This window comes from Paenibacillus sp. NFR01, assembly GCF_900111565.1.
Taxonomy (GTDB): Bacteria; Bacillota; Bacilli; order Paenibacillales; family Paenibacillaceae; genus Paenibacillus_AQ.
In genome coordinates, this window is sequence record NZ_FOIK01000006.1 from 153,511 (window position 1) to 166,854 (window position 13,344).

A 13,344-nucleotide genomic window follows, 5' to 3' on the forward strand; every position below is an offset into this window, starting at 1 on the left:
ATTAATGCTAAAATTGCTGTTCTGGCTGCAATTTCGAGCAAATAACGGCTCTCAGGTCCGTTACTCTGGGAAATACCCTATTTCCGCCAAAATAGCGGCTCCTGTGTCCGTAAGGCATACGAGTGCAGGAGGCTCCCCCGCCATATCCCTTCTTTGTTTCCAACACACTTTTCCCATACCAAAAAACGGTATCGGCCCGGATCCCCCGGGCAAATACCGTTTTTTTATCCTCTATTCCTACTCCACGCTGGACAGGAAAAATTCAAACTCCAGCGGCTGGTCAGCCGGAATGCGATATTCCGGATGCACCGGCGCACCCCAGCTGTCGTCGCCGCCGACGCCCATCTGGCGGCCGGCTACGGTCACTACGGTATAGTGAACCGGCGGCAGCTCAAAGGCATGGCCGGCCTGCTCCAGCTCGAAAGCCGTGTATGGCGATACGTTGCATTCGAACGGTGCGGCCGGCGAAGCCGAGATTTGCAGCCCGGTCCCTTCGGCATTCGTAACCGAAAGCCGGCGGACGCCGGTGCGGTTGCCGGATTCCTGCGGCACCAGGTAACGGGACGGCAGCGCCGCGACTTCCCGGCAGAAGACGCCGAGCCTTGCGCCCTTCGCCCGGTCGATATAGTTTTCTTCCGGCCCCATTGCGTACCACTCGGTCCGGTCATGATCCGCCGACATCTTGAAGGACAAGGCCACAATCGGCAGGTCCGGAAGTCCGGCGGCGCCGCTGTACCGGCTGCGTACCCGCACGGTGCCATCCCCGTAGACCGTATACGCCGTCACGAACGACAATGCCTGATGGATGCTGAACCGGTAATCGAAGGAGACGGTCACCGCATCGGCTTCCTGCACCAGGTTCACTTCCACGCAGCGGCGGGCAACGCTGGCGGCAAGCCAGCAGCCCGCATGGTACGCGAGGTTGGTTCCCTTGTCATTGTCGGTCGTCGCCCGCCAGAACAGCGGCATCGGCGGCGCCGCGATGATTTCGCGGCCATGGTAGGTCAAGGAGACCAGCGATCCGACCTGTTTGGAGAACAGCGCGGTAAACCCTTCGCCGAGGACGCCGATCTGCACATCTCCTTCGACTACCTTAAGCTTTCCGGCGGCTTTCGCCGGCGCAGCCTTTGCTTCGACGACGAAAGCCGTCTCGCCGAAGGCAATTTCATACCCGGCATCTGCCCACAGCTCCGTTTCCTTCAGAAGCAGCGATGCCTGCAGGCTGTATTCGCCCGGCAGCTCCGTGTCAGGCAGTCGTACCGGTACCCGCACTTCGCTTTGCGGTGCAACATCGGCTTCCGCCGTCCACGTTCCCAGCAGCTCGCCTTCGCGGTATAGCCGGTATTCCAGCGCCAGATGCCCGGTGCCGGCAAACAGGCTCTCATTGATCAGGCGTATCCCGTCCCGCTCCGGTTCCAGCTTGTAGTTCTGATACAGGAATTTGACCTCCTGCATCTTCGGCGTCCACTCCCGGTCGGCATAGACGATGCCGTTGCCGCAGAAGCTGTAATCGGTCGGACGGTCTCCGAAATCGCCGCCGTAGGCGAAAAATTCCCGCCCGTAGCGATCCTTGGTCAAAATCGACTGATCGATATAATCCCAGATGAAGCCGCCCTGGTACATCGGGTATTTATTTTCCAGCTCAGTGTATTTGTGCATGCCGCCGACCGAATTGCCCATCGCATGCATATATTCGCAGCTGATATACGGTTTGGCCGGATCGCTGTTCAAATAGTCCTCGATGTCCGCCGGTTTGGCGTACATCCGGCTTTCCATATCGCTGGCCGCATCATAGGTCCGGTTATGGAACACGCCTTCATAGTGCACCAGACGGCTGTTGTCCCGGCTGCGGAACCAGTTCGCCACGTCCAGAATGACCTGGCCGGCATACGATTCGTTGCCGCAGGACCAGATCAGGATGGACGGATGGTTTTTATCCCGCTCCACCATCGAGATTGCCCGGTCGAGCACGATGCCGCGCCACTGCGGGTCGTTGCCGGGGATATTCCACGACGGCTCGACGGCCCCCATCTTTTGCCACGAGCCATGCGTTTCCAGATTCATCTCGTCGATGACGTAAATGCCGTATTCGTCGCACAGCTCATACCACAGCGTCTGGTTCGGATAATGCGAGGTACGCACGGCGTTGATGTTGCTGCGCTTAAGCGTGCGGATATCCCACAGCATATCTTCGCGGCTGATGGAACGGCCGGTGCGGCAGTTAAACTCGTGGCGGTTGACGCCCTTGAACACGATCCGCTTGCCGTTGATGCACATCAGCTTATCGATCATTTCAAACCGGCGGAAGCCCACCTTTTGCACAATCGCTTCTATAATATGCCCTTGCTCGTCTGTCAGGGACAGGCACAGCGTGTACAGGTACGGATTCTCCGCACTCCACGCCGCCACATTTCCGGCATCTCCGGTGAGCGTCAGCTCTTGCCCGCTGAAACTGCCTACTGCGGCCAGCTGCACGTTGCCTTGTTTGTCCTTCAGCTCAAGCTTGGCGCGCACGGTCTTCTGCGGAACTTCCAGCAGCTCCATGTATACGCTCAAGCTTCCCCGGGTGTACGTATCGTCCAGCTCGGCCCGTACTTCAAGGTCGCGGACATGGACTTGCGGGACGGTGTACAAATAGACGTCGCGGAAAATGCCCGAGAAGCGCCAGAAGTCCTGGTCCTCCAGCCAGCCCCCGGTGCTCCGCTGATAGACCTCAACGGCCAGCTTGTTCAAGCCTTCGCTAACGAACGGAGTCAGGTCAAACTCCGACGGCGTAAAGCTGTCTTCGGCATAGCCGACAAATTGCCCGTTCAGCCACACATAGAAAGCCGACTCCACCCCTTGAAAAGAGATGAACAACGGCCCGTTCTTCATGTTCTCCGGCAGGCGGAATTCCTTTACGTAGCTGCCGACAGGGTTATGGTCCTGCGGAATCTGCGGCGGGCGGACATCGCTGAGCCCGTCCCATGGATACATCGTATTGACGTATTGCGGCCGGCCGAAGCCCTGCAGCTGAATATGTCCGGGAACCCGGATATCTTCCCAGCCCTTGCAGTCAAATCCTGTCTCATAAAAAGCGGCCACCCGACTCGCCGGATTCGGCGCGTAGCTAAACTTCCAGCTGCCGTTCAGGCTGTGGCGCATCTCCATCGGCGCGCCGGCCTCCGCTTCCGCCATCGTCCGGTAATAGCGGTGGTCCGAATGGGCATCCAGCCGGTTGACCCGGAATGTACCCGGGTCCTCCAGCCAGTTTAATGTTGGGGTGAGTGCCAATTTCATTTCCTCCTATATATTGAGCTTCAAATATAGCCATTCGGGGGCAGGCCGCGACTGCCGAGAATGTTTGGATTTCCGGCCGCTGTTATTTGCAGATTTCTTGATCGAATACCGCTGTTGGCGGTAGAAATCTTCAAATAAAGGCGGACGCTACGCTCCTACAATTCCAAACTTCTCTTTCGTCGTCTTCCCTCATTTTAGTTTTCAGCCTCAATCCATATCTTTATTTCACCGAGCCGATCATGCCGGCAACGAACTGCTTCTGCATCAGGAAGAACACGAGCGCTGTCGGGATCGTCGAGATCACTACGGCGGCCATAATGACGCCGAAATCCGGCGAGTAGCTGGAGCCAAGGTTGGAGATCAGCAGCGGAATGGTGCGTTTTTCCGGCGTTTGCAGCACGATCAGCGGCCACATGTAGTTATTCCAGCTGGACATGAAGGTAATGATGCCGGCAGCGGCATACGTCGTCTTCATGGTCGGCATATAGATGCGGAAGAACAGGCCAAGCTCGGACAGGCCGTCCATCCGGCCCGCTTCCAGCAGCTCACGCGGGAACATCTTGGTGCTCTGGCGGAAGAAGAAAATCAGGAACGCGGTCGTAAACGTCGGAAGGACCACGGCAGCCGTCGTGTTTACGCCGATGAACGGCGCAGGCCCGGACAGCTTCGCGAACATTTGATAGAGCGGCACCATGAGGGCCGCGAACGGAATCATCATCGACAGCAGCAGCAAGTTAAAGACGATATCCTTCGCTTTGCTGCGGTAGATTTCAAAACCGTACCCGGCAAGCGAAGCGATCAGCATGGCCAAAATCGTCGTGGTTACGGCAATTTTCAGCGTATTCCACAAGGCAGGCACGAGATTGATCTGATCCGTCAAGTTCCGGATATTGTCGAACAGATGGGTGCCGGGCAGCATGCGGCCCTGGGTCACGTCAACCGAAAGGTTGGTGGCGCTGATGATCATCCACAAAAACGGGAAGATGGAGATAAGGGCGACGATGGACAAAAAGATATAAATCGGTGAACGGCGTAAGGTTCGCATTACTTATCATCACCTGCCAGTTTGATTTGAAGGAAGGACAGCACGACAACCATCAGCACAATCGAATAGGACACGGTCGCGGCATATCCAAAGTCCGGCGTGTACTTGAAGGACAGATTATAAATATATTGGGAAATCGAGAGCGTCGCCGTACCGGGACCGCCCTTGGTAATATTCATGATTTCATCGAACAGCTGCAGCGTGCCGATCGTCGAGGTAATGGATGTAAACAGGATGATCGGTTTGAGCAGCGGCATCGTTATCGAGAAAAACTGTCTCACGGACGAAGCGCCGTCAATGCGCGCGGCTTCATAGATGGAGTTGTCGATATTTTGCAGGGACGAGAGGAAAAAAATCATGTTGTATCCCGTCCAGCGCCACGTAATGGCGATAATAATCGTAATCTTGGCCCAGAACGGATGAGAGATCCACTGGATTGGTTCGGATAAAATATGCAGATTCATGAGCGCCATATTCACCAGTCCGTCATTGCCGAACAGGTATTTGAATACGACGGAATACGCAACCAGCGAGGTAACGCAAGGCAGGAAGATTGCAGTACGGAAAAATCCTTTGAAACGCAGCTTGCTGTCGTTCAGCAATACCGAAATTATCATGGCCAGCACGATCATGATCGGCACTTGTACAATCAGGAACAGGAACGTGTTCTTCACCGCGGTGAAAAACATTTTGTCGCTGAACAGACGTTTATAGTTGTGTAATCCTTCGAAATGAAGCTGGGCGCCCGCACCCGTTTTAAACGAAAGCAGCAGGGCCTGGATCATCGGGTAGAAGTAGAACAAACAAATCATCAGTACGGCGGCGGCGATAAACAGCCACCCGGTCAGTTTGGCGCGGTTGCGCATCGTATGGTTCACAGCTCTCAATCCTTTCTCTATACAAGCGGAAATCGCGATAACGGAGAAGCCGCCGCCCCCCGCGGCATGCGCGGAGGACAGCGGATCAATCCAATCATGGAAGCTTACTGAATTTGAGACTCCGCTTGCGACTGGGCGTCGCTGAGCGCTTTATCCACAGCCGTGCCGTTTAGGAAATTCTGCATTTCAACTTTGAGAATATCTTCAATGGCATAGGTATGCATGCCGTAGTTCACGTTCGGAATTTCTGCGGTCCACTTCGCAAAGTCGGAAATAACCTTTTGGCCGCCGAAGTATTCGTCCGCAGCGGAGTACGCTTCGCCGCTTGCCGCCGGTTTGTAGGTACCGATGACGCCGACGTCGGTAACGAGTTTTTGATACAGGTCGGAATCGGAGCCAAGCGTTGCCGCCAGGAAGTCGACAGCCGCTTCTTTGCCGTCATTGTTCAGCACGTACCAGGAGCTGCCGCCAAGGTTAGAGGCATGGACGGAATTCGCTGCGTTTTTCAATTTAGGGAAAGGTACGACCGCCCATTTGCCGGATTGATCGGCTTGCGCTTTGATGGATGGCGTAATCCAGTTGCCGGTCGGTACGGAAGCGACATCTCCGCTGTTAAAGCCGGCGAGGAAGGAGCTCCAGTCCGAATTGACTTTGACGATATTGGCGTTCATCAGCTCTTTGTACGTTTCAAAGGCTTCCTTCAGCGTGGCATTGTCCTTCAGGTCAGGCGTCGTGCCGTCGCTCTTCAGGTACCAGGAGCCGGCGGATTGGATCATCATGCGGATCAGACCCAGATCGTTCGGGTCCTGGGTCAGCATATCTTTGCCGGTTTTGGCTTTGATCGCTTTGCCGATCTCGATATATTTTTGCCAGTCGATATCCTGCAGATCGTTAACCGTGTAACCCGCTTCCTGCAGATAGTCCGTGCGGACGTACAGGCCTACAACGCCGGAGTCGAACGGTACGCCGTATTGCTTGCCGTTAAAGCTGGTCGGTCCAAGTTTGTAATCGGCGAAATCGGATGGCTTGATCGCGTCGCCCAGGTCCTGGAAGGCATCTGGATACGTTTGCAAGAAGCTTTGTGCGCGGTAGTCTTCAATCAGCACGATGTTCGGCAGGCCGGAAGCCGTTCCCGAGTTGAGGCCGGTGTTCAGTTTTTGGATGATATCGTCCTGGGCGTATTCCACGACATTGATTTTGGCGTCCGGATGGTTTTTCACATAAGCTTCCTTGGCCAGATTCATTGCAGCGATATTAAAGTTTTTGTCCCATGCCCAGACGGTGATTTCTTTGGTTTCGCTTTTGCCGCCTTCATTTGCCGTGTTTGCCGTGTTCGCGTTGTTATTGGAGTTGCTGGAGCAGGCTGCCGTCAGCAGCATCAGGCCGGTGAGCAAAAGTGCGGTAGCTTTTTTCTTCATGTAGATCCCCCTCATGCAAATTTGAAAGTGCTTTCTTTTAAAGCATAGCATCCTGGTCAGCGACTTCGTTAGAACTTAATTTAGTTAAAATAGTGATAATATTGTCTGCTGTATCCGCTTCCATAATACGCCGGTTAGCATTTATTTTTTCTATTAGCACTATTTTTAGGTTTGAATTTTGTCCCCTTTACCGCGAAAAAGACCGGCGCCGCAAACCGGCGCCGGCCTCGGCCGGGACTGTATAATTGGGCGGGCAAAACACGGACGCTGCCCAGCGTAATGCTCTCTATGCGAAGTTATCTCAGCACGGAATTCGGATCTGTACCTTCGTTCCCTGCCCCGGTGTGCTGGAGATCGTGACGCCGTATTCTTCCCCGTATAACAGCGTCAGCCGGTCATGAACGTTGCGGATGCCGATGCCGCTGAACAGCTGCCGGCTCCCGGACGGCGCGGGGATGACCTCCGGATTGTCGAGATCCATGCCGTCCCCGGTATCGACCACCTCGCAGTGCAGCGTATCCCGGTCCTTCATGATGGTCACGTAGATATAACCCGCATTTTTTATGTTAAAGGCATGAAAAAACGCATTTTCGATAAACGGCTGGAGCATCAGCTTTGGCACCTGCACGGACATGCAATCCGGCGAGATGAAATAATCGACTTTGATCCGGTCGCCGTACCGCACCTGGTTAATGTACACGTAATGCCGCAGATTGATCAGCTCTTCTTCCACGGTAATCGTTTCGTTCACATTGCTGATCGTATTCTGCAGCAGCGAGATGAGGGCATGGATCGTTTCCGTCGCCTGCTCCTTACTGCCCCGCTGCACCAGGATATTGACCGAAGCCAAGGTGTTGTATAGAAAATGGGGATTGATCTGCTGCTGAAGCGCCGCCAGCTCGGCTTTGCGCTGTTCCTTCTGGGTCTCCACCAGCTGTCCGACGTAATCGTTAAGCTCCTTAAGCATATAGTTGAATGCGGTGCTGAGCTGCCGGGTTTCGTAAGTTCCGGTCACGGACATGTAGTTATGGAAATTTTTTTGGGTCACATTGGACATTTTTTTGACCAGGGTGCGCAGGGATTGGGTCAGCTTTTTCGTTAAAAAGTAGATCACCAGCACCGCGACGGCCGCAATCGCCGCCACAATCAGAAAAATCGCCTTTTTGTCCAGCAGCTTGCCGATCGTTTCGTTTTTATCGATCAGGTTGACGATGTAGAAATTATAGGATGGCAGATAGTCGGCCAACACGATCACATCCCGGCCGTCCAGCGTCAGTTCCTGGCTCGCCTGGTTCGATTCGGTCATCTGCCGTGCGCTGTCCAGCAGTACCGGAGAGGTGGTGCCGATCTGATCGGTGCGGTTGCTCGAGACGACTCGTCCGGATTGGTCCAGAATGACGACATCGTTGCCCTGGCTGGTGAAGCTGGCATAATTCTGGCGGAAATCGGTCTCCCGGGTAAACATATAGAGCGTACCGTATATTTTGGAGGTGCCGGGAACGACCAGTGCTTTGGCTGCGACGAGATACCGACTCTGCGAATTCAGCGGACTGGCGTCCATGAAGCTGTAAAAAAGCTGGCCGCCACGCTCCGCAGCCGACGCCGTAATCGGAATGTTCTTCAGCTGCTCCGACGATCCGGACCAATAGGTCACGTCGCTGGTGTAGCTCCGGCCGTTCGCGCCGAGAATCGAGATGCCGATATTTTTGGCTCCGATGCCGGACTGGATACGGTCCATCTGGTCCCGCATGCTGAAATAACGTTTGAAGTTGGCAAGCGATGTGGCGTCCTGCTCGGTCATGAAACTGCGGATCGCCCCGCTCTGCGCCACGTCGATGGCGATGTTAACCGCGGCGTAATGCGAGCTGTCGAGCGCGCTTTTGATCTGGTTGATAATTTTGCCGTTGGTGATGCTGAACGTCTGCACGAACAGCTTCTGGGACATCTGCACCGTAATGCCGGCGATAAGCACCGTTACGAGAATGATGCTGATCATCATGACGACGAATATTTTACTGAATAAACTTTGATCTCTAAGCTTTCTGAGCCATTTTTCCATGAGGCCGCTTCAACTTCCTTCCCCTCTTATCCTTTCCGGTATTGGCTGGGGGATATGCCCATCAGCTTGCGGAAGACCCGGGTGAAATAGCTGTGGTCCGAATAACCCACCATGCCGCTGATTTCGGAGATGGTCAGGCCTTCTTGCTCTTTCAGCAGCAGGCAGGCTTTCTCGATCCGCACCCGGTTCAAATATTCGTTGAAGCCCTCCTTGTTATGCAGCGCAAAATAGTTGGACAGGTATGACGGGTTAAAATGGAACTGCCTCGCCACCTCTGTCAAGGTAAGCCCAGTCGCATAATGTGCATCGATGTACAGCATGATCTTCTGGATCACGGACGATCCGCTTCGGCTTTGGGTCAGGCATTCCGTCGCATCCTGCAGGAACAGCTCCAGGCGGGCCGCGGCTTCGCCGATGTGCTTGGCTTCATGGATCGCCCGGAAAAATTCATATTTGCTCTCGTCGAGCGCGCGGGCTTCATAGTGAAAATGCAGCAGCATGCCGATAATCTGGAACAGGCTGTGGCACAGGAACGATTTGAATTCGAACATTCCGGTATCCATCCGGCCAGGCATGGAGGCGACATAGGCGCTGAGGCGTCCGAACGCCAAATCGAACTCCTGCCGGCTCAGCTCGCCCGTAAAGGCTTCATGGTCAAACGCCGGACCCGGACCGGATCCCTCGCCGCGGTCTACCAGCAATTTGCGGTCCGGCAGGAAAAAGCGGCGGTCGAGCAGCCTCACCAGCTCATCCGCATAGATGGAATGCAGGTCATTCAGCCCGTTAAAGACCCGGCTGAGCGCCAGGCTCTGGAACATGTTCGCCCGGATGCCGGCAGAACATATTTGCTCCGCGAGCGTCAGCAGCGCCTCCCGGTGGTCCGGCGGGAGATTAAACAGGAAGCGCAGATGCCCGTCCTGCTGCGGCAGGCGGCGGACAACGATGGAGCCGCCGCCGATGTCGCCGCTGCCCTGAAGCAGCGAGCGGATGCTGCTCTCCAGCCATTCCTCCTTGCGGCCCGCGGCGGCGGAATCGTCGCCGGTATCGGCCAGCAGCATGGCGAAGCACGCATGCGGAAAGAGCGGCTTTAGCTCGTCCTCTCCGTACTCCACCGGATACCCGGAGAGCAGCTTGTCGAGCACGTAATCGGCGGACTGCCGCTTATCGCCGCCCCAAGCCCCTTGCTGGAGCTGCGGCATGCGCTGCGCCGTCTTTTTCAGCACGGCCAGCAGCGACTGCGGCTCCAGGCGCGGCTTCAGAATATAGTCGGCGACGCCGCTCTGGAAGGTCGAGCGCACATATTCGAATTCGCTGAAGCTGCTGAGCACGATCACTTCGATCTCCGGGTGCATTCGCTTCACAAGGCGGATCAGCTCTTCCCCGTCCATCACGGGCATGACGATGTCGGTCAGGATGATATGCGGCCGCTGCGCCTCGATCAGCTCCAGCGCCTCCCGGCCGTTTGCGGCCTCCCCGGCGATCTGAAACCCTTCGCTCTCCCAGTCCAGCAGGTGAATGATCCCCTGCCGTACCAGCATTTCATCATCGACCACTAGTAGTTTGCAAAACGTCGCGTCCATGGCAGCTCCTTTGCGTAAGGTGTTTAGGTAAAGCTCTATGTAAGTTACATATGACGATCCGTGTCCGTTAAAGTATGTCGGCGCAATAAAAGAAAACCCGCAAGAGGAAGGGTTCCAAGCTTACCCTATACAGGGCCCTCAACCGGCGGGTTATCGATCATTGCGTTTTGAAAACAGCGATGAAACGGCTTTCATTAATCTGCTTTACATTATAGGCACGAGCCTTTGGGCTGTCAATCGGCGGTGGCCCGGGCTTCGGGCGGCGCCTGCTCGCGACATAAATCAACGGCCGGCATGAATCGTACAGACAACGGGCGGCGGGCAGCGGTCGCCCCGTTGGTGCAACCTGTAAGCGCCGGCTATGCCGTATAATCTTCGAAGCTCACCGGCATGCCGTCCACCTGTGCGGAGAAGGCACCCGTGCCGTCGGCGCTCAGGCTGATGCGCTCGCCTGCACGGCTCACAGTGCTGAGCGCAAGTCCCGCCCCGCTAACCGTAAACTGCGGGGCATGCGCCTGCATCGCGTCCGCGAAAGCGCTCAGGCTAACAATTCCCTGCGACTCCGCTTCGCTAACAGCCACCGCGTCCACAACCACACCGCCGCGCACCGCGGACAACGTCACTTCCGTGTAGTGGTCCCGTTCCGTACAGCTATATCCGCCCGAGAGGAACACGGCGAAATACACGCCGTCCACGCGGCCGAACAACGCCTGCGGCCGCTGCAGCCACTCGCCGCGCGGCAGCACGCCGACCGGATGCGTGTCAACCGGAAGCGAGCTGCCCGAAGGCGCGATCGCCGGCGTGCCCTTCACCGGCGCCGTGAACAGCGCCGCCGTCAGGCTCCGGCGGAACAACACCTCCATATACCGGCTCTGATGACGGGGATCGCCTGCGGTGTATCCGGCGCCCGGGTGGAAAAAATAGAGCCGGTTCACGATGCGTCCGGGGCGAACCGGGAGCGAATAGGCCCAGCGCAGCTGTTCGTTGTCGAACTCCTCCACCCGTTCCCACAGGCCGCCGGCCCCGTAATCCCGCGTCATGTACGCGTACGAGTGCAGCTCGGCCTGCACCGGCCGGCCATCCGCCGCTTTGCGGATCACCCGCTTGACCTCGACAGGCTCGCCCCGGTCCAGCGCAAGCCGGCGGATCTCCTCCGGCACCGGGTAGCACAGCAACCCGGCATACTCCGTCCGCGGCATCGCCTCCGGCAGCGCAAAATCGCCGAACTGCACGTAGTCATGCAGCACGTTGGCATCGCCGGGCACGTCATGTCCGAGGCCGCGGCAATGCGGGCCCGCCCATCCGCCTCCCACATAATAAAGCGCCCGCTGCCGCCACAAATACTGCAGCATCTCTTCCAGCATCCGCCGCAGCTCTTCGTCCGCGTCTCCGACAAGCGACAGTGCGCAGTTGTACGCCTGCACCCAGTGCCAGAACCACGGCAGGCTGCCATATTCCGGCATCCCGTTCTCCTGCACGTAATTCAGCGTAGCCGCGAGACATGCCCGCCCGTCCTCGAACAGCTCCCGGTCGGCGAACAGGCGGCCAAAGATCAGTTTGGCCGCCGTGTATTTGGCCTCATGATGGCCGAAGGCCGCCATCGGCTTGCGATAAAAGCCGCTGGCATAGACGTAGGCCAGCGCCCGGTCGAGCAGAATGTCCGTCTGCTCGCTCAGCATTCCGCCGTATTCCCGGCGGAAATACGCTATCAGGCTGCCCATCAGCTCGGCGGGCAGCTCATGGGGCGGTGCCGCAGCCGGCACCGGCGCCAGCCCCAGCGGCCAGTGGCCGAGCAGCGGCGTGCCCGGCTGCCGGTTCTGCAGCAGCAGCACCTGCGTCAGCACGCTTTCGGCGGCCGCAGCCGCTTTTTCACGGTCAAAGCTCACTGCAAGCTCTGTATCCTTCGCCGCCGCAAACAAATAGGATGCGTAATAAAAATTGTTCCGCACATCGTCGTGAAACCATAAACCGCCTTCCTGCAGCGGCAGCCCTGCCGCTTTCTCTGCCAACCGCAGAATGATGTCCCGCTGCCGGCTCCAGTGATCCCCGGTTCCTCCGTTTTGTACTGTCATTGTTCATTCCTCCGCTCTTCTCCTATGAAATACACGTTCATTTTATCGCAAATGGCATTATAAATAAACATTAATGAACTTTTAATGGTTGAGATACACTTGTAATATGAACATAAATGGAGTAAATTGTACTTAGTTGAACTAATACTTAGGAGAAGGAGACTTTCATCCATGGAAAGACGTTTTGCTTCCCACCCGAACGAAGTCAAGCATTTCGATACCGAGCGGCTGCGCCGCGAGTTTCATGTACCCGTGTTGTTTGCGGCGGATGAGTTGAAGCTTGTGCTGACCCATGAGGACCGGATGATCATCGGCGGCGCGCTGCCGGTGAAAGAAACGGTCGCGCTCGCCACTGATCTGAAGGAGCTGGGCGTGACCTATTTTCTCGAGCGCCGCGAGCTCGGCATTATCAATGTCGGAGGCAAGGGTATTGTTGTCGCGGACGGAACCGAATATGACCTGAACGCGAAGGAATGCCTGTATGTGGGCAAAGGTACGAAGGAAGTACTGTTCAAGAGCGTGGACAGCACCAGCCCGGCGAAGTTCTATCTGAATTCCGCGCCTGCGCACAAGGAGTATCCGACGGTCAAAGCCACGCTGGAGACGTCCGAATTCGCCAACCTCGGCGATATCAAGAATTCCAACGAACGCTCGATTCACCGCCTGATTCATGCCAGCGGCATCCAAAGCTGCCAGCTCGTCATGGGCCTTACGCAGCTCAAGCCGGGCAATATGTGGAACACGATGCCTGCGCATACCCATCCCCGCCGGATGGAGGCTTACTTCTACTTTGAATTGCCGGAGGATGCCGTCGTCGTGCATCTGATGGGTGAGCCAAGCGAAACCCGCCATATCGTCATGCGCAACGAGGAAGCCGTCGTTTCCCCGAGCTGGTCGATCCACAGCGGTGTGGGCACAAGCAATTATACGTTCATCTGGAGCATGGCCGGCGACAATATCCGCTATGACGATATGGACCCCGTTTCCATGAAAGAGTTAAAATAGAACCAAAA

8 protein-coding genes are annotated in these 13,344 nt (G+C 56.4%); 1 reads left to right on the plus strand and 7 read right to left on the minus strand.

The window, feature by feature from the left end:
- Nucleotides 1-237 precede the first annotated feature (237 nt).
- From BMW84_RS21190 to BMW84_RS21220, 7 genes are all read right to left on the minus strand, one after another.
- On the minus strand, nt 238-3,279 hold the full coding sequence (locus tag BMW84_RS21190) for a beta-galactosidase, LacZ type (RefSeq protein WP_091071798.1): 3,042 nt from the start codon (nt 3,277-3,279) through the stop codon (nt 238-240).
- A 220-nt stretch (nt 3,280-3,499) separates the two neighbouring features.
- Nucleotides 3,500-4,324, minus strand: a complete 825-nt coding sequence (locus BMW84_RS21195) for a carbohydrate ABC transporter permease (RefSeq protein WP_091071800.1) — start codon at nt 4,322-4,324, stop codon at nt 3,500-3,502.
- Entirely contained in the window at nt 4,324-5,190 is an 867-nt protein-coding gene (locus BMW84_RS21200; protein WP_091071918.1) for a carbohydrate ABC transporter permease, read from the minus strand. Before BMW84_RS21200 ends, BMW84_RS21195 begins: the two co-directional genes overlap by 1 nt.
- 116 nt (nt 5,191-5,306) lie before the next feature.
- Nucleotides 5,307-6,620: an ABC transporter substrate-binding protein gene (locus BMW84_RS21205; RefSeq protein ID WP_091071801.1), complete on the minus strand. Its 1,314-nt coding sequence runs from the start codon at nt 6,618-6,620 to the stop codon at nt 5,307-5,309.
- Between the two features lie 301 nt (nt 6,621-6,921).
- A complete protein-coding gene (locus BMW84_RS21210) occupies nt 6,922-8,679 on the minus strand; it encodes a sensor histidine kinase (protein WP_091071803.1) in 1,758 nt (585 codons plus the stop codon).
- 26 nt (nt 8,680-8,705) lie between these two features.
- Entirely contained in the window at nt 8,706-10,259 is a 1,554-nt protein-coding gene (locus BMW84_RS21215) for a response regulator transcription factor (RefSeq protein WP_091071804.1), read from the minus strand.
- 359 nt (nt 10,260-10,618) lie between these two features.
- Nucleotides 10,619-12,331 carry a hypothetical protein gene (locus BMW84_RS21220; RefSeq protein WP_091071807.1) on the minus strand — a complete coding sequence of 571 codons (1,713 nt, stop codon included), beginning with the start codon at nt 12,329-12,331 and terminating at the stop codon, nt 10,619-10,621.
- 171 nt (nt 12,332-12,502) lie between these two features.
- Between BMW84_RS21220 and kduI the strand changes: the two genes are divergently transcribed.
- Entirely contained in the window at nt 12,503-13,336 is an 834-nt protein-coding gene (gene kduI / locus BMW84_RS21225) for a 5-dehydro-4-deoxy-D-glucuronate isomerase (RefSeq protein WP_091071808.1), read from the plus strand.
- Nucleotides 13,337-13,344: the final 8 nt, after the last annotated feature.